Genomic DNA, 16,451 nt, shown 5'->3' with positions numbered 1-16,451 from the left:
AATCCGCAGGTCCCTGGTTCGAGCCCAGGTTGGAGAGCCAATCTATTCTCCCATAGCTCAGTCGGTAGAGCGACGGACTGTTAATCCGCAGGTCCCTGGTTCGAGCCCAGGTGGGAGAGCCAAGATTCCGAAAGAACCCACTCATTACGAAGTGGGTTTTTTTTATTCTTTTCTCTTTTATGATCCGTGTTTGATTTGAGTCAGTTTATATTCTTTGTGATTGGCTGTCTGGCAAGCTTTGCCTTAATTTGCCTGCTCTTCCCCCATCTGTTTACCCGCCAGAAGAAATTCTATCCCAAGCGTGTCATTACAGCTTTCGAAAGCAAGATGTTTACTCGCCTGAAAGATGCTTTTCCACACCATCACATTCTGGCACAGGTCGCATTTAGTGCTTTGATTACGCATGACAATATGAAAATGCGCAGCAAGTTCAACCGCAAGGTGACCGATTTTGTGGTGATGGACCGGGAATATAATGTGGTGGCGATTATAGAATTGGATGACCCCACCCATATTGGCAAGGAACAGGAAGATGCAGAACGCGATGCGATGCTGATTGCTGCCGGCTATACGGTCGTCCGCTACATTGAAATCCCAACGATCCGGCAGCTACAAAGAGATTTGAGATAAATAGTTTAATGAGAGGAATTTGTTTCAGCTTCGGAAGCAGCTTGAGTTGCTTGAGTCTCCTGCTCTGCCTTTGATTTTTCAGCCGCTTCGCGTGCTTCAATCCGGGCAATCATGTCAGCCTGTTGCTGTTTATATTTTTCCTGATTTTTTGCATCACTATTAACAGCCAAAAATGCCATCGTCACTAAAAAAATCGGAACACACAAAGCCAAGGTTCCAAAGATAAGCAGTTTTTTGATACTGCGGGGTTTTGTCTGTTCCGACATAACGAGCCTACACTGATAACCTATAATCTTAAGCCACTATAACAAACTTAAATGATTGCTCAAGGCCTAGCATCACAAGGAATAAAAAAGGAGCCGAAGCTCCTTTTAGGATTAAGGATTGACAGAAATACCTGAAGGCATATAGGTATTGATGAAGGTCAGCAGCTGAGTTCTGCTTTCTACAATAGCCTCGGTATGTGAAGCATTCTCTACCTCTACAAAAGTCACTGTGGTTCCCATATCTTTCAAGCCTTGTTGTAATGTATTTGTCACTGGATACGGAACAGCCCTATCTGCAGTACCTTGAATGATCATCACAGGAACATTAATTTTTTCAGTTGCTGGCTGATTATTCTCTAGGAACTTTTCAACCGACGAATTATTCTGGAAGTTTTCTACTAATCCCGGATAGTCCACGACCGTTTTTTCTGGATTATTCACCAAATAATCATCAATATCTTGTATATATTCAGTAATCAATGGCCCTAAACAAAGTCCATTTTCTCCAGTCGTGCCTTCCGCCTTTTCAGCTACAATCCCTGCACGGCTTGAAAATATATTGCGATAGTTAAAGCCTGGTTCATAAGCTTTAATCCCTACAGCCACATAAGCCGCATATGCCAGTAATTCTGCATAGACCGCTTTCGCAGCATTATCTTGTCCAGCCTCAACCAAAGCACTAAGCGCTTGCGGTGCTACTTCACTGATAATATAACCCAGACTTGAGGCCGGAGCTGCTGCCACTGCTGCCTTATAATTTGGATCTTCATCGGCAAACTGGGCTGTGGCAAGTGATGCGTGTCCTCCCTGGGATTGTCCCACTGAAACCCAAGCACCATTAAATCGATTTCCTTGTTGTTCTTTAAAGGCTCTTACTGCATAGATAGCCGATTGTGCCGCACTTTTTAAATTTAAATAAGGATGGATCCCCCGAGTACCTAATCCTTCATAATCGGGTGCAACAATCACATATCCCTGTGCAAGCAAGCTGCTGGCCAATCCTCTAAAATTATTATTCAGCTGGTTATTACTTGGTGCACAAGAATCACCGCTACCCACCGTGCCATGTTCCCAAACCACCACCCTCCATCCGTCTTGAGGTTGAGGTATATTTGGATAAAACACCATGGCTGTCGCTTCAGCCCGTTCACCATTTACGTTTGGCATATTATAGCGTATGACTTAAATATCCGATGCTTCAGGCAAGGTATCCTCATCATAAGACTGTTGACTTAAAAATACCCTTTCCTGTGGTCGGAACGAATCATTATCATCGTCATTACACGCAGTCATAAACAATGACATGGAACATACCAGTGCCAGACAGGTTTTTTTGAAACCGTTTTTCACTACATTATTCATATTCTAATCCCTTATTGTTGTTTATGATTTTCATGAAGAATCTTGAATTAAGCATAAAAAAAAGCACCCTTATAGGATGCTTTTGTTATGAATCGACAAGGTGCAGTTACAGAAGCGCGGCAAAGATTCCAAGGAAAATCATCAGCCCCACCCAACGGTTATGCCGGAAGGCCCAGAAACAGCGCTGCGGGTCCTTATCTCGAGTTTTTGACCATTGGTAAATAAAATCAATTGCGACTGCGAGCAGACCCATCAGGCCAAATGGAACAAGCAAATCCTCAATCCATAACGCCGAGCCAATCAAGACCAGACTTAGAGCCTGTAAGGTACTAATGATCTGAATATCATGCTGACCGAATAAAATGGCTGTGGATTTTACCCCAATCTTCAAATCATATTCACGATCAGTAATCGCATATTGCGTGTCATAGGCCACGGTCCAGGCCAGATTGCCAAAATAGAGAAGCCAGCAGGTTAAGTCCGGTGTCTGCCCGACTGCGGTATAGGCCATAGGAATGGACCAGGAAAACGCAGCTCCCAAAAATACCTGCGGCAAATGGGTATAGCGTTTCATAAATGGATAAATGAACGCTAAAAATAACGCGCCAAATGACCAGTAAAAGGTTTCAATCGGCAGGAAAAATAACAGGCAGGCACTGGCTGCGACGAGCACCAGAAAGACCATCACTGCTTCTTTAGCACTAATAATACCGGTGGCTAAGGGACGGGTTTTGGTACGCTCGACATGCGCATCCACTTTACGGTCGGCAAAGTCATTAATGGCACAGCCCGCTGCACGCATAAAAATTACACCTAGAATCATCAGCACCAGAATACTGAGATCAGGAACACCTTTTGCTGCGACCCATAGCGCCCACATGGTCGGCCAAAAGACCAGCTCTGTGCCAATTGGCTTATCAAAACGACAAAGATAATAATAGGCGCTCAGACGTTCACGCCAGGTAATTGCTTGTGCAGTTGCCATATCAAGTTAAGCCTGTTGATTTTGTATAAAGTGTTCAAATGCCGGTAAAAATGTTTCTTGTACGATAAATTTACAACCATGCCAAGTATAGCAGCTCTGACGGGTCCAACCCTCTTCCAGATAAATCACACGTCGTTCACAGTTTGGATTGGTCCGCTGGAATAATAGCCAGCCAATCGGCTTCGATCCAATATGCTGAAAAATCCGCGCACGTTTTTGCAAGCTTAATATCGGAAATATACTTTTTGCTTTGACCCAAGGCTGCTCTTCACAGCCATATAAATAACTTTCTCGCACCCAGGACGTATGCTGATGTGGCATCTGCATCCAACGGGAATCTACAAATTCCAGACGCTGAAAATGCTCCTGCTGTGGCTCTACCCGGAACTGACCACTAGCCAGATCCGTTAATTGCTGCGTCAATGATCCTGAGGCATACAGCCACTCTCGAAGTGCTGTAGGCATCTGCTGTCCATGCGGATTTTTAAATTTTACACTCACAACGTTATCAACTTCACGATTAGGCATTATCTGTCTTGGCAATCACTTCATATTTTCCATTTGGCAGCTTTTTCAAAATCATGCCATCTGTGGTGAGATAAAAACTTTGTGGGTAGTCATAGTCCAAAGCCAGCTCAGGATGACGTAATGCCACAAACTCGACCTGCTTATAACCTTCAGATGTACGCGCAACTTCTACATAGGTCACTTCAGAAAAATTCAGTTTAAAGCCTTTACTATGATCCTGAGGATCAATCCAGGGAAAAAAGCCGGTATGTCTTTTACGTTGTGCCATAACTTCATATCTTTGATCAATAACAGCATCATACAAAAAAACCCGCACAAAGGCGGGTCTTTTTTACAGTGAAATTCAGATCAGAATTACAGACTGTAGTACATGTCGAATTCAACTGGGTGAGTAGTCGTGTTCAGACGACGTACATCTTCAGTCTTAAGTTCGATATAAGCATCAAGCATTTCTTTAGTAAACACGCCACCTTTAAGCAGGTAGTCATGATCTTCTTTAAGAGATTCAAGTGCCATTTCAAGGCTGTGTGCCACTGTAGGGATTTTCGCTTCTTCTTCAGGAGGAAGATCGTACAGGTTCTTGTCAGCAGCTTCACCTGGGTGAATTTTGTTTTGGATACCGTCGATACCCGCCATCAACAATGCAGCGAAACCTAGGTACGGGTTCATCATTGGATCAGGGAAACGTGCTTCGATACGTTTGCCTTTAGGGCTAGAAACATAAGGAATACGGATAGAAGCTGAACGGTTACGCGCTGAGTAAGCAAGCATAATCGGTGCTTCGAAGTGAGGTACCAAACGTTTGTATGAGTTTGTAGATGGGTTAGTGATCGCATTCAATGAACGAGCATGTTTGATCACACCACCGATGAAGTACAATGCCATTTCTGAAAGGCCTGCATATTCATCACCAGCAAACAGGTTCTTGCCATCTTTAGAGATCGACATGTGAACGTGCATACCAGAACCGTTGTCGCCTACCATTGGTTTAGGCATAAAGGTTGCAGTTTTAGCGTATTGGTGCGCAACGTTCCAAACAGCATATTTGAACTGTTGTACTTCGTCAGCTTTACGAACCATTGTGTTGAAGCTCACGCCAATTTCTAACTGGCAAGATGCAACTTCGTGGTGATGCACTTCTACACGACCTGGGCCCATGATTTCTTCAATTTTTGCACACATGTCTGCACGCATATCTTGATGAGAATCAACAGGAGGAACTGGGAAATAACCACCTTTAACACGTGGACGGTGACCTGAGTTACCTGCTTCGTAATCTTTACCAGTAGACCAAGCAGCTTCTTCAGCGATCAATGTGTGGCGCGCGCCAGACATGTCGATGTCCCATTTCACTTCGTCAAATACGAAGAATTCTGGTTCTGGACCGAAGAATGCAGTATCACCGATACCTGTAGATTTCAGGTATTCTTCTGCACGGCGAGCAATCGAACGTGGGTCACGTTCATAACCTTGACCAGTTGATGGTTCGATAACGTCACAAGTCACAACAACAGTTGGCTCTGCAAAGAACGGGTCGATGAAACCTGTTTCTGCATCTGGACGTAAGATCATGTCCGATGCTTCGATGCCTTTCCAACCTGCGATTGAAGAACCGTCAAACATTTTGCCGTCTTCAAACGTATCTTCATCAATACTGTCTGCTGGATAAGTAACGTGCTGTTCTTTACCCTTGGTATCAGTAAAGCGAAAATCGACCCATTTCGCGCCACTTTCTTGTATGAGTTGAAGGACCTTGTTCGCCATGCTCATTTTGCTCCGATGTTTTTTGTTGCACTCGCAAAGTGCGTGTTAGAAGTTGGTATCTATTAAGCAATTAGCGTACCAACTTTTAAAAGTATATCTAAAATCTTGAAATCTTTATAAGAAAACATAGGAAGATAAAAATACCTTGTCGCTATTATACTGTGACTTAAACTAAATGCACTATATTCAAGCATTCTTCCTGAGATTTGTTGCAGGTATTTTTTTAGCGCACCTAAATAGTGCGATGATTTCATATTAGGTAAGAATAGGAGCACTTTTCAGTGAGGATTTGCGTTTTTATGCTAATTTAGTTTAAAAAATATTCAATTTCGTTTAATTCTGGTTAATTTTTATCAGTTACAAAGCGTGATCTGTAGGTTTATGTACTTAAAAAGTTCACTATTTTGAGTCACTTTTATTCAAATTGTCGATCTTATTGTTTGATTTATCCCATGCATTATTATTCAAATGATGTTTTTTTCAGCATCATAACTTTAATAATTTAAAACCTATTTATTTTTAATTTAAAAAAATAATAACTGCAATATTTATTTAAACTTACTTTTCGTCAGTTAATTACTTATACGCACATTTAAAATATTTAAAAGGCTGTGAGCTAATCACCAGGCTGAAAATTGAAAAATTATTGCGCCCGATGTGGCTATTTTTTGCTATGATGAGGCGTGCTTTATTTTCACACAATGAAATCAACGATTTAGTCGTGTATTCCCTAGACTTGCAACAAGTCCCGATAAAGCTCAATCTGGATCACTTTAGCACAGTTAAGTGCAATAATTTCAATAGGTTAAGCTCATGCTTCTAATGATCGACAACTATGACTCCTTTACTTATAACATCGTCCAGTATTTTGGCGAACTGAATCAAGAAGTAAAAGTAGTCCGCAATGATGCCGTGACATTGGAGGATATTGAGCGATGGCAACCCAAGTATCTGGTCATTGGTCCTGGTCCATGTTCGCCAAGTGAAGCGGGAATTTCGATTCCTGCCATTCAGCATTTTGGCGGCAAGATTCCCCTGCTCGGTGTTTGTCTGGGACATCAAAGTATTGGTCAGGCTTTTGGCGGCGATATTATTCGTGCCAAACGCGTCATGCATGGTCGCTTGTCTGATATGTATCACAGCGACAAAGGCATTTTTAGCAACCTGCCGAATCCTTTCTCTGCAACGCGTTACCACTCGCTGGTGATTGATCAGGCCACTTTACCAGAATGCCTGGAAGTGACCTGCTGGACCAATGAAGAAGATGGCTCTATGGAAGAAATCATGGGGATTAAACATAAGACACTACCGATTGAAGGTGTGCAGTTCCATCCGGAATCAATCCTGAGCCAGCATGGTCATCAGATCTTTAAAAACTTTCTTGAAATTTACGCATAATGAGCAAAACGCAAGTCATGAATATTCAACAAGCTTTAAGTAATATTACTAAAAACATTCACCTGACTCAGGAACAAATGGAAGACGTGATGCGTACCATCATGTCTGGCGAAGCAACCGATGCCCAGATCGGTGCTCTACTCATGGGTCTACGCCTGAAAGGCGAAAGTATTGACGAGATTACCGCTGCAGCACGTGTCATGCGTGAACTAGCAACCAAAATCGATGTCAGTGATGTTCCTCATCTGGTGGATATCGTCGGTACAGGCGGTGATGGACAAAACCTGTTTAACGTATCTACCGCTTCAGCCTTTGTAATTGCAGCAGCTGGTGCAACGATTGCCAAACATGGTAACCGTGGTGTTTCCACTAAATCAGGCTCTTCTGACCTGTTGGAACAGGCAGGCATTAATCTAGACTTAAATATGCAGCAAACCGAACGCTGTATCCGTGATATCGGTGTTGGCTTCCTGTTCGCGCCAAACCATCACAAAGCCATGAAATATGCGATTGGTCCACGTAAAGAACTGGGTATTCGCAGTATTTTCAACCTGCTCGGCCCGCTTACGAATCCGGCCGGCGTAAAACGTTTGGTCATCGGGGTATTTTCCAATGAACTTTGCCGTCCAATCGCTGAAGTCATGAAACAGCTCGGTGCTGAACATGTGATGGTCGTACATTCACGTGATGGTTTAGATGAAATCAGTCTGGCTTCTTCAACTCATGTGGCTGAGCTGAAAAACGGTGAAATCATTGAATGGGAAATCATCCCTGAACAGGTCGACATTGAATCGCAAACCTTAACTGGCTTAATTATTGAAAGTTCAGCAGAAAGTCTGGCTCTGATTAAAGATGCCTTAGGCAAGAAGAAATCTGAAATCGGCTATAAGGCCGCCAATATGATTGCCCTAAATGCCGGTGCTGGTATTTATGTATCAGGCCTGACTTCAAGCTATAAGCAAGGTGTGGCATTGGCACACGATATTATTTATGGTGGTCAGGCGCTGGAAAAAATGAGCGTGCTGTCTGAATTCACCAAAACCATCAAACAATACGAAGCTTAATACGGTCAGGAATTTGAATCATGGTTGATATCGCAAATACAATTTTGGGTAAAATTGTTGATCGTAAGAAAGAAGAGTTCGCTATTCGTCTGAAGCAGAAAAGCTATAAGGATGTAGAAGAACTGGCACAAGCTGCGACATCTGTACGTGGTTTTGCTCAATCTTTGATGTCTAAACGCCCGGGTGTAATCGCTGAAATTAAAAAGGCTTCTCCATCTAAAGGCGTGATTCGTGAAAACTTTAATCCTGCAGAAATTGCAGCGCAATATCAGGATGCCGGCGCTGCCTGCTTATCTGTGCTGACTGATGTGGATTTTTTCCAGGGTGCTGATGAAAATATTCAGATCGCCCGTTCGCACTGTGACTTGCCTGCGTTGCGTAAAGACTTCCTGATCGATCCTTATGGCGTGATTGAAGCGCGTGCACTACATGCAGACTGTATCTTGCTGATCGTGGCCTGTCTGTCTGATCAGCAGTTAGAGGAAATGTCTAAAACCGCATTTGAGCATAATCTGGATGTACTGGTTGAAGTGCATGATGAAGAAGAATTAGGACGTGCTTTAAAACTTTCTGATCGTTGTCTGCTGGGTGTGAACAACCGTAATTTAAAAACTTTTGATGTCGACCTGAATACATCACTACGTTTAAAAAGATTACTGGATCCTTCACGCCTGCTGGTCACTGAAAGCGGTATCGCAACCCCTGCTGATGTTGCGATGATGCAGGAACATGATATTCATGCTTTCCTGGTCGGTGAAAGTTTCATGAAACAGCCACGCCCAGATCATGCTTTCCGTGATTTATTCGGTGAGCCTGAATCGGTTTAAAATATTAAGTATAAAAAAAGCCCCATCTCAGCATGGGGCTTTTTTTTATTTCTATTAACCAAATTCATTTAATACTGAGTTGAATGATCAAAATAAGAGATTAATTTTTCAAATTCTGGCAGTTCAGAATAGGACTCATCCGCCTTGATTTCATCTGCCCAATCCACCTTCGAGTTCAGACAAAAACTCAGTCTGTGCTGAATTTTGGGTGCTTGATCCAGAAGCCCTAAAGGAATCCAGATCAATGCAATTGTACCTACCTGATTCGGTACAGGCGAGCCACAGTGTTGACAAAAATGAGAACGAAATCCGGTCTCTTTTTGATAGCAGGAAATTGAAGTCTGTTCTGAGGTCCATTCAAAATATTGCTGATGAACTAAAGTTGCTGCATTTGCGGCCGTACCACTCTGTTTACGACATAAACTGCAGTGACAATGATACATGGCCTGAATATTCGTATTTACTTTGAACTGGACATCGCCACACAAACAACTGCCTGAATAACTCATTTTTTTATTTTCCAGGTTTGATTGATTTATATTTAAAGAGAGATGTTCCATCGAGGCAACTGTTAAGATGATAAAAGGAGAATATTCATGAATTATTTTCTATTTAAAGTTCATCAAGCTATACAATCTTAGAAAACTATTGAGAAATTAATGCTGGGTTTGGGATATGTTGTATTTAGTGCAATTCATTTCTCCTTTCAGTCATTTAAGACTATAATTTACCAAATTCAGTATCTCCCCCGTTTCCAGATTATGAGCAAACACGATTCTTCGCTTTCTAAAGATCAGTACAATTTACTCAAAGATCTTAAAAAGCAAATTAGTCATCCTCAGCCTAAGGCTGAACCTGTTGCCCCTGTCGTGAAAACAGCGGAGCAGGAACAGGAGGAAGACCTCGATCTATTTCGCAAGCAGATGCAAGGCGTACAAAAAATTGATGCCGGCAATATTGCGAAAATAGAAAAATCTCCCAAGAAAAAAGTCGATGCGCAAACTTTGGCCAAGCGTGCTGCTGCCGAAGGCCCCATGCATACCGATGAAACCGTCCTGTCTGATACTCAAGCCATGCTCAATCCGGTTGGCAGTCAAGCGAGCTTAAGCTACCGCATTGCGACCTTGCAGCATAAGGTTTTTGAAGATTTAAAAGCAGGCAATCTGCGCTGGTTCGAAGCTGTCGACCTGCATGGTTGTACGGTCGAAGAGGCACGTCAGGCTGTGCTTCAGATTATCCAGATCGCCAAAGATGAAAACCAGAACGTGATCAAGATCGTACATGGCAAAGGGCCGGAAGCGATTTTAAAAACTTATGTCAACGGCTGGTTACGTCAGCACCGTGATGTTCTGGCCTTTGTCAGTGCGCCTGAAAAACAGGGTGGCACTGGCGCAGTTTTAGTTTTGCTAAAACGTGCAGAAAAAAATCCAAAGTTTAAACAGTAAGCGGATTTACCCCCAAAATAAGGCATTGTAAAAGATTTCTGCTACAATGCCGTCCTTGTTCATTCTCAGTTTAAGTGAATACGTCATATGACTATGCAGCAATCTTACGCAAACATTCTTACTGCCGTTGGTGAAGATCTCAATCGCCCTGGTCTCAAAGATACGCCCGTGCGTGCTGCGAAAGCGTTTTCGTATTTAACCTCAGGTTATAGCCAGACTCTGGAAGAAGTGACCAATAGTGCGGTTTTTCCATCAGATAACCGTGAAATGGTTTTAGTGAAAAATATCGAATTTTATTCACTCTGCGAACACCATTTATTGCCATTTTATGGCCGTGTACATATTGCCTATTTACCTGAAGGCAAGGTATTGGGGCTGTCTAAATTTGCCCGAATTACTGAAATGTTTGCCCGTCGTTTGCAGATTCAGGAAAATCTGACCCAGCAAATCGCAGAAGCGGTTGCTGAAGTCACCAATGCACGTGGTGTGGCTGTGATGATTGATTCAGCACATATGTGTATGATGATGCGTGGTGTTGGCAAACAGGAATCGACGACGCGTACGGTGTCATTTATCGGTGACTTTAAAACCGATAAAGAAGTCCGCCGTGAGTTTTTAGGCGCTGTACCAGAAAGTTATTAATATAGATTCATACATGAAAGCCTCAATTGATATTGGGGCTTTTTTACACGGTGAGGTTACGAAAATGTCATCTATTTGGATTGCGGGTCAAGGTTTAGGCCAGGCTGAAGAAAGTATCGATTATCCACGGCCAGACCGGCTGGTTAAAGGCAATCCTAAACGCCTGACTCAGAGTGCCTATCAACATCCCAATATGGATTGCGGAATCTGGCAATGTGAAGTGGGTGCGTGGAATATCGTATTTGCCGAGAATAAACAGGAATTCTTTCAGGTAATCGAAGGGATCGTCCGTTTACATGATGCTCAAAGACAATCCTTTGTTGAAATCAAAGCAGGTGAAGCCGGCATTATTCCACCCGGTTTTATTGGCACTTTTGAAGTGGTTGAAGCCGTTAAAAAATATTATGTCGTGGTAGAAAGTTAAAAGATAAGTACGAATTCAATATCTTCATCAGTTAAGGAATTTTGCAATCAATTCCTTAACTTTTCTACGTATTCATTCAATTTCTTAAAATTTTATCCCTACATTCTTTTCAAAAAGTTGTCTCATTAACTTAACTTCCCTAGTTTTAAAAATAAACAAATTGATGCTGCATAATTAATTTCCTGACTACATTTCCTGCCATGTTTAAATACAGATCTTTTGTTTAGAAGGCTGCATGATCCAAGTGTATAAATTCTGGAAACAGCCATGAGTAGAAAACAGCCTGATCCGCCTAAACGCCCTTCACGTGTTCATTCAAATAGTTTTGACTATAGTCTAGATTTTAAAAAAATTGATTTCCGTAAACGTCCAGACTTATACCGGATTGGACGCGGTGAGCAAGGCGTGCTTTTAGTAGAACCTTATAAGTCGGAAATTCTGCCCCACTGGCGTTTTGCAGATGCGGAAAAAGCCCAAGCCAGTAGTGAAAAAATTTATGCCCTGTTTCTAGAATATTTAAAACATGAAGATTTCGTCGGGGCCGATATGGCACGCAAGTTTTTACAAATGGGTTATACCCGCGCCCGACGTTATGCCAATCATAAAGGCGGCAAAAAATACGATGGTCCGGTTCCAGATGATAAAAAGGGTTTAAGTGGTGCGCATGGGCGTGAGGAATTGCCGCGCAGTTCTGAAGATCCGGTTAAAGCTGCTGCAGCGAAAATATTTAAACAAAAATGGGATAAAGCCAAAGTCCATCCCGAATATGTGCGGCAAAAACAGCAATTTCAGGCTGCGATTCAGCAGCAAATTTTAAATTAGACAGACGCTTTTTGTGTGCCCTGAATTTGAGAAGGTTGCGCCAGATAGACCCGGTTACGCCCTGTATTTTTAGCCATATACAGTGCAGCATCTGCGGCATCCAGGAATCTTTGGTAATCTGGGTGACCATCAAATAACGCACAGCCGATACTAACCGTGAGTCTAAATTGCTGTCCTTGAGCCGTACTGATCAGGCCATGCTCTACATATTTACGGATATTTTCAGCAATGTTCAGCGCGCGTCTTTCATCGGAATCGACCAGCAGCAGCAGGAATTCTTCCCCACCGACACGGAAGGCGTAGTCACTGCCCTGAATATATTTCTGTAAGGCATCAGCAATAAATTTTAAAGCCAGATCGCCGGCTGCATGACCATATTTATCATTAATGGCTTTGAAGAAGTCGGCATCAATCGCTAGCAAGGATAATGGTGTCTGGTTATCACGAGAGAAATTGATTTCACGTGAAATAATGGTATTTAAATAACGGCGATTCAATAACTGGGTTAGAGAGTCATTTCCAGATTCGATGTAATCTGCAACCTGGAATAATTGATCGACCAAGTGCTGTATTTCACGGTTTAAGTCACGAATACTTTGAATCAGATTCAGCATCTGATCTTTTTCAGTACATTCCAGCACTGCCTGATTCAGCGTATCGATCTGATAAATTCGCTCGATAATTAAATCGACCTGATCAGAACCGGTAAAGGCATAAGACGCCTTATGAATAAACCATAAGCCAAATTCTGACTTGGACAGCATTTGATGTCTAATGCCTGTAGTTCCAGAAAAGACCTTGAACATCAGCTCATTTTCCCAATCCAGCAATGAACTGCGCTGTTTATCTTTTTGTACCGCGACATCTTGCATTGCAGAAAATACCCGGTAACTGTGCTTCATTTCCTGATTCTGGACGGATTTCGCCTCATAGGAATGACACATAATTTCTGTGGCAAATCCCATGATTTGTACAATATAACTACAGGTAGTAAGCATGTTCGGCTGCGGATTTAAACTTAGCAATTCAAACATTTTGCGCTGAATTTCTCGTACACCGCGCATAATCAGCCAGGATGGAATCCCGACGCGTGCATGCACATGTCCAACGATATTCTGTTTTTGCACAGCCTCTGCATAACGCTTATTCAGCGCTACACTAAAACTTTCTGAAAGCCATTGATGTAAAGTATCGCGTAAACGCTGCTGAATCAGCTCATCAGTAAAATACTGAGATGCTTCTTCTTCCAGAAGCATATTTTTATAGAATTCTTCTACCAGTACCAAAGAGTGGTCTTGAATAAACTGAAATGCGTGTAGCAAATCATCTGATGAATAATTTTGACAGATTTGCTTCCACTGCTCCGCCAGCATAGCCATACACTCATTATTCATATAACTTTTCCCGATACTTTGCGATTCGCAGTGATATTATGTGACAAATACAACAATATTCAGGCATTTTAACCCAATTATTGAATACAATCTTTGATAATATCGGTAGAAGTCTCCGAACATAAATTTATTTTAAACATTCAAATACAAGTCATTTGATCTATAAAATTAATTTACTCAATATTCGATGTTATGTTAGCCAAATTAAAAATAATGGACTAAGCCCAGACTCCATTTTTCCCAGTCTTTCGATTCCTGTTGCTGATATTCCCAGCCCGCCCGAATGGCATTTTGTGTATTCCATGCATATTGTAACTGGCTTTTCAATTTCAGTTGCCACTGATGGGAGTCTTCCCAATACGGCAGTTCCACCTGTACCAGACTATTGATCTGATCTGTCCAGATATTCTGGCAACCCACCGTTGGCCCTATACCGATACGCCATCCTTTGTCTAGCGCTTTTCCGGCCTGCACATGATTTTGTAGCTGCACATAGCAGAGATGTTCACGTGCTTCATTTGCCCAGCTATAGCCACCCTGAACCTGAAAATTGGCTACACCATGCTGTTGCTCGGTACTAAACTGGCCATGCTGATCCAGTGCTTCCTGTTTCCAGCCCAGACTAAAACCCCAAGATAACGGCGCTTTAAACGCATTAATTGGGTTATAGGAATTTACTGTAAGTAGATCCAGATGCTCCAGCTTCACGCGGTCATCACGATACTGCAATGCACCATCAAGGAATAATAATTGGGTTCCTGTACGCAGCCCGCCTTGCGGATCCATGAGGTCGTGATAAGCCTGACGATGCCCCAACTGCACAAAAGTCTCACCCTGTACTTGCCCAGTTTCAAGAACGATATTTCGGGCATGATGGCTTTGAACCGGATCTATTTTTGGACGCTCTGGCTGCTGACGCTGTTTGTCTATCGCCAACTGACTTCTTAGGCCCAATAATTTGCGAAAGCGCGGCTGGGCAAAAGATTCATCAACTTCTTGACGAAGAAAATCCAGATATAAATGGTCATAGGCCATTTCCAGAATCTTGGCTTGGTCTTCAGCCGGATAATTGTGCAGCATGGTTTCCATTTCAGAGGTTTCTGCATACGCTACCTGATGCGCAGTTTTTGCCAAGGATTTGCCATGTTGCCGGGCTTGAGCCAGTAATTGAGTTTCCAGTGCCGGACGGTAAATCTTTTTCCTGATCAGTCCCTGCTGTTCCACAACTTTTAAAGTTTCGACCGGAATCGCGGCGGTATCGAATTGCTGCTGCAAGTTCAGTTCAGGACGCACCAGATCAAAAAGCCCTAGTAGACGATAAGCACAGTTATCATTAATGAAATAATAAGGGAAACTTACCAGTTGCATTTCCCAGAGATGCTTCACCAGAAATCCGGTTTCTTCAGGCGTCAGATTAAGTTCATATTCCCATAAATCACGGCTTTCAAAGTCACCATATTCCTTGACTTTGCGGTAATACGGCATCAAGGAATATTCCCCCGGATATTGTCCGGTCAGCCCTTTCCAGGCAAAGGACCAGTTATCATTACTGTCAACTGTGGCAGCATAATTGACTGCATAAGAAACCAGATTCAGTTGCTGCTGGTCTTTGGGATCCAGACGCAGCAAAGTATGACCAAACATGGAGCTGGGATTACCCATATAATCGGTGGCATAAATCAGGGTCGCTTGATAAGGCTTGACTTCATTCATCCAGCGCTCAAAATCCGGGCAACTCGCTTCAGGCAATTGCTGTTCAGAAATATTCAGCTGTTGCATTAACCACTGACTACGTGCCGGGAATTTACATCGTACAGACTGATTGGGTTCTGCGGGCTCAAACAATGCTTGTATATTTTGCTCCAATTCAAGTTGCAGATCTGTCTTGCCCTGCTTTGCCAGAAAATAACCAGGATAGCTGACTTCACTTTTTCCTTCAGCATTGGCATACATCAAACGCTTCCAGGTCGCGGTCTGGTGCAATTTTTTTTGTGTGGCTTGTTCTAGATAAGCTTGAATATCTGGAGAAATTTCGGATGCAAAACTTAGGGGACTCCACAGCAAGGCTGGGAGCAAAAAAGCATATTTCATTCAGTCAACGGTTCTTTTCAGTTTTTATTTATAAGAAAACCCTGCCAGGACAGCAGGGTTTTTACAGCGATACTTAGATATAAGCTTTTAATACTTCATCTTTAGCCATGACTGTTTGTAGAGTACTTAACACTTGTAAAGTATTCTGGTTTTCTTCTGAATAGATTTCAGAGAAATTCTGCTTAGATACAGTGAAGAAACGTGCTTTGTCTTCTGCCTTGATATTTAGCAGTTCAGCCAGTACATTCAGGCTTTCACCTTCACCTACGGCCATATCACGTGCCAATGCCTCAGCATTTTCATTGGTAAAAGTCACGACTTGAGCCGTTACTGTACCGCCCTGGCTACATCCTAAAGTACCGAAAGTAATACCCAGCCACTGGTTAGTAAACAGGACGTTTGTTGTACCTGCAAGCAGCTTAGGAATAATGCCTGACTGGCCTGCCCATACCTGGCTACCAATACCACAACCTACATCTCTATCCGCCATCGCCATACCAGAACCCGTTGCCAATACCACAGCGAGCATAATCTTTTTTAACATACTTATTCTCCGGTTATTCTCATGCATCTTTTGTTATTACGCTAATGATGTAATCTTCATTACACATTCAGGAGAGTAGCGGGAAGTCTAATTTGGCGCAATGAAAAAACTGTCTGATTTACATAAAGATAAACAGAAGAAACCTTTGCACGAATAAACACACAAAAGTTCATTAAATTGGTATAATACAATAAAATCAATCACCTAGCAAAAAACACGACTATGGCATGGAAACAAACAGGGCAACTCTCCCTAGCAGACAGTC

17 protein-coding genes, 1 tRNA gene and 1 pseudogene are annotated in these 16,451 nt (G+C 42.5%); 9 read left to right on the top strand and 10 right to left on the bottom strand.

The features are described 5' to 3' along the window. Positions 1–46 precede the first annotated feature (46 nt). A tRNA-Asn gene (locus FTV34_RS07110) sits at positions 47–122 on the top strand. Between the two features lie 64 nt (positions 123–186). Continuing rightward, entirely contained in the window at positions 187–630 is a 444-nt protein-coding gene (locus tag FTV34_RS07105; protein WP_180069599.1) for a DUF2726 domain-containing protein, read from the top strand. Positions 631–635: 5 nt separating this feature from the next. Here FTV34_RS07105 and FTV34_RS07100 read toward each other — a convergent pair whose 3' ends face one another. From FTV34_RS07100 to glnA, 6 genes and pseudogenes are all read right to left on the bottom strand, one after another. Continuing rightward, on the bottom strand, positions 636–896 hold the full coding sequence (locus FTV34_RS07100; RefSeq protein ID WP_034702851.1) for a hypothetical protein: 261 nt from the start codon (positions 894–896) through the stop codon (positions 636–638). 111 nt (positions 897–1,007) lie between these two features. Then, positions 1,008–2,258 (bottom strand): annotated as a pseudogene (locus FTV34_RS07095) (alpha/beta hydrolase family protein). Between the two features lie 106 nt (positions 2,259–2,364). Then, entirely contained in the window at positions 2,365–3,243 is an 879-nt protein-coding gene (ubiA, locus tag FTV34_RS07090; protein ID WP_180069596.1) for a 4-hydroxybenzoate octaprenyltransferase, read from the bottom strand. A gap of 6 nt (positions 3,244–3,249) precedes the next feature. After that, the gene (locus FTV34_RS07085; RefSeq protein ID WP_180069601.1) at positions 3,250–3,708 is read right to left on the bottom strand and encodes a chorismate lyase; all 459 of its coding nucleotides are present in this window, start codon (positions 3,706–3,708) and stop codon (positions 3,250–3,252) included. A gap of 55 nt (positions 3,709–3,763) precedes the next feature. Further along, positions 3,764–4,039, bottom strand: a complete 276-nt coding sequence (locus FTV34_RS07080; protein ID WP_004782767.1) for a hypothetical protein — start codon at positions 4,037–4,039, stop codon at positions 3,764–3,766. Between the two features lie 86 nt (positions 4,040–4,125). After that, on the bottom strand, positions 4,126–5,541 hold the full coding sequence (gene glnA, locus FTV34_RS07075; RefSeq protein ID WP_171064793.1) for a type I glutamate--ammonia ligase: 1,416 nt from the start codon (positions 5,539–5,541) through the stop codon (positions 4,126–4,128). An 807-nt stretch (positions 5,542–6,348) separates the two neighbouring features. Here glnA and FTV34_RS07070 point away from each other — a divergent pair. From FTV34_RS07070 to trpC, 3 genes are read left to right on the top strand one after another with little or no spacing between them, the layout of a single operon-like run. After that, entirely contained in the window at positions 6,349–6,933 is a 585-nt protein-coding gene (locus FTV34_RS07070) for an aminodeoxychorismate/anthranilate synthase component II (RefSeq protein ID WP_004782771.1), read from the top strand. Positions 6,934–6,950: 17 nt separating this feature from the next. Further along, positions 6,951–7,997 (top strand): anthranilate phosphoribosyltransferase, encoded by a 1,047-nt coding sequence (gene trpD, locus FTV34_RS07065; protein WP_180069592.1) that lies wholly within the window; start codon positions 6,951–6,953, stop codon positions 7,995–7,997. 20 nt (positions 7,998–8,017) lie between these two features. Further along, on the top strand, positions 8,018–8,824 hold the full coding sequence (gene trpC, locus FTV34_RS07060) for an indole-3-glycerol phosphate synthase TrpC (protein ID WP_180069589.1): 807 nt from the start codon (positions 8,018–8,020) through the stop codon (positions 8,822–8,824). A gap of 68 nt (positions 8,825–8,892) precedes the next feature. Here trpC and FTV34_RS07055 read toward each other — a convergent pair whose 3' ends face one another. Next, the gene (locus FTV34_RS07055; RefSeq protein WP_159124403.1) at positions 8,893–9,333 is read right to left on the bottom strand and encodes a GFA family protein; all 441 of its coding nucleotides are present in this window, start codon (positions 9,331–9,333) and stop codon (positions 8,893–8,895) included. 252 nt (positions 9,334–9,585) lie between these two features. Here FTV34_RS07055 and FTV34_RS07050 point away from each other — a divergent pair, with 252 nt between their 5' ends. From FTV34_RS07050 to FTV34_RS07035, 4 genes are all read left to right on the top strand, one after another. After that, positions 9,586–10,269 (top strand): Smr/MutS family protein, encoded by a 684-nt coding sequence (locus tag FTV34_RS07050; protein WP_034590020.1) that lies wholly within the window; start codon positions 9,586–9,588, stop codon positions 10,267–10,269. A gap of 93 nt (positions 10,270–10,362) precedes the next feature. Continuing rightward, positions 10,363–10,911 carry a GTP cyclohydrolase I FolE gene (gene folE / locus FTV34_RS07045; protein ID WP_171064799.1) on the top strand — a complete coding sequence of 183 codons (549 nt, stop codon included), beginning with the start codon at positions 10,363–10,365 and terminating at the stop codon, positions 10,909–10,911. A gap of 64 nt (positions 10,912–10,975) precedes the next feature. Beyond that, positions 10,976–11,335, top strand: coding sequence for a cupin domain-containing protein (locus FTV34_RS07040; RefSeq protein ID WP_159124404.1), 360 nt, complete (start codon positions 10,976–10,978; stop codon positions 11,333–11,335). A 267-nt stretch (positions 11,336–11,602) separates the two neighbouring features. Further along, positions 11,603–12,157, top strand: a complete 555-nt coding sequence (locus FTV34_RS07035) for a DUF4385 domain-containing protein (RefSeq protein WP_159124405.1) — start codon at positions 11,603–11,605, stop codon at positions 12,155–12,157. Here the strand turns inward: FTV34_RS07035 and FTV34_RS07030 are convergent. The 3 genes from FTV34_RS07030 to FTV34_RS07020 all read right to left on the bottom strand — a co-directional run bounded on the left by FTV34_RS07030 (position 12,154) and on the right by FTV34_RS07020 (position 16,186). Next, entirely contained in the window at positions 12,154–13,551 is a 1,398-nt protein-coding gene (locus FTV34_RS07030) for a diguanylate cyclase (protein ID WP_180069586.1), read from the bottom strand. The genes FTV34_RS07035 and FTV34_RS07030 overlap by 4 nt on opposite strands. 204 nt (positions 13,552–13,755) lie before the next feature. Next, positions 13,756–15,642 (bottom strand): DUF4105 domain-containing protein, encoded by a 1,887-nt coding sequence (locus FTV34_RS07025; RefSeq protein WP_180069584.1) that lies wholly within the window; start codon positions 15,640–15,642, stop codon positions 13,756–13,758. Positions 15,643–15,715: 73 nt separating this feature from the next. Further along, positions 15,716–16,186, bottom strand: coding sequence for a DUF3015 family protein (locus tag FTV34_RS07020; RefSeq protein ID WP_004782788.1), 471 nt, complete (start codon positions 16,184–16,186; stop codon positions 15,716–15,718). Between the last annotated feature and the right edge of the window lie 265 nt (positions 16,187–16,451).

This window comes from Acinetobacter sp. YH16038 (assembly GCF_013417275.1).
Classification (GTDB): domain Bacteria; phylum Pseudomonadota; class Gammaproteobacteria; order Pseudomonadales; family Moraxellaceae; genus Acinetobacter.
The sequence above is the reverse complement of the archived record's forward strand: the minus strand, read 5'-3'. Positions and strand labels throughout refer to the sequence as shown.

What these genes read in the sequence shown, in the direction of transcription:
- FTV34_RS07025 (WP_180069584.1), bottom strand. Translation starts at nt 15,642, where the DNA reads ATGAAATATGCTTTTTTGCTCCCAGCCTTGCTGTGGAGTCCCCTAAGT.
- FTV34_RS07100 (WP_034702851.1), bottom strand. Translation starts at nt 896, where the DNA reads ATGTCGGAACAGACAAAACCCCGCAGTATCAAAAAACTGCTTATCTTT.
- folE (WP_171064799.1), top strand. Translation starts at nt 10,363, where the DNA reads ATGCAGCAATCTTACGCAAACATTCTTACTGCCGTTGGTGAAGATCTC.
- FTV34_RS07035 (WP_159124405.1), top strand. Translation starts at nt 11,603, where the DNA reads ATGAGTAGAAAACAGCCTGATCCGCCTAAACGCCCTTCACGTGTTCAT.
- glnA (WP_171064793.1), bottom strand. Translation starts at nt 5,541, where the DNA reads ATGAGCATGGCGAACAAGGTCCTTCAACTCATACAAGAAAGTGGCGCG.
- FTV34_RS07055 (WP_159124403.1), bottom strand. Translation starts at nt 9,333, where the DNA reads ATGAGTTATTCAGGCAGTTGTTTGTGTGGCGATGTCCAGTTCAAAGTA.
- FTV34_RS07030 (WP_180069586.1), bottom strand. Translation starts at nt 13,551, where the DNA reads ATGAATAATGAGTGTATGGCTATGCTGGCGGAGCAGTGGAAGCAAATC.
- FTV34_RS07050 (WP_034590020.1), top strand. Translation starts at nt 9,586, where the DNA reads ATGAGCAAACACGATTCTTCGCTTTCTAAAGATCAGTACAATTTACTC.
- FTV34_RS07040 (WP_159124404.1), top strand. Translation starts at nt 10,976, where the DNA reads ATGTCATCTATTTGGATTGCGGGTCAAGGTTTAGGCCAGGCTGAAGAA.
- trpC (WP_180069589.1), top strand. Translation starts at nt 8,018, where the DNA reads ATGGTTGATATCGCAAATACAATTTTGGGTAAAATTGTTGATCGTAAG.
- FTV34_RS07070 (WP_004782771.1), top strand. Translation starts at nt 6,349, where the DNA reads ATGCTTCTAATGATCGACAACTATGACTCCTTTACTTATAACATCGTC.
- FTV34_RS07020 (WP_004782788.1), bottom strand. Translation starts at nt 16,186, where the DNA reads ATGTTAAAAAAGATTATGCTCGCTGTGGTATTGGCAACGGGTTCTGGT.
- trpD (WP_180069592.1), top strand. Translation starts at nt 6,951, where the DNA reads ATGAATATTCAACAAGCTTTAAGTAATATTACTAAAAACATTCACCTG.
- FTV34_RS07080 (WP_004782767.1), bottom strand. Translation starts at nt 4,039, where the DNA reads ATGGCACAACGTAAAAGACATACCGGCTTTTTTCCCTGGATTGATCCT.
- FTV34_RS07085 (WP_180069601.1), bottom strand. Translation starts at nt 3,708, where the DNA reads ATGCCTACAGCACTTCGAGAGTGGCTGTATGCCTCAGGATCATTGACG.
- ubiA (WP_180069596.1), bottom strand. Translation starts at nt 3,243, where the DNA reads ATGGCAACTGCACAAGCAATTACCTGGCGTGAACGTCTGAGCGCCTAT.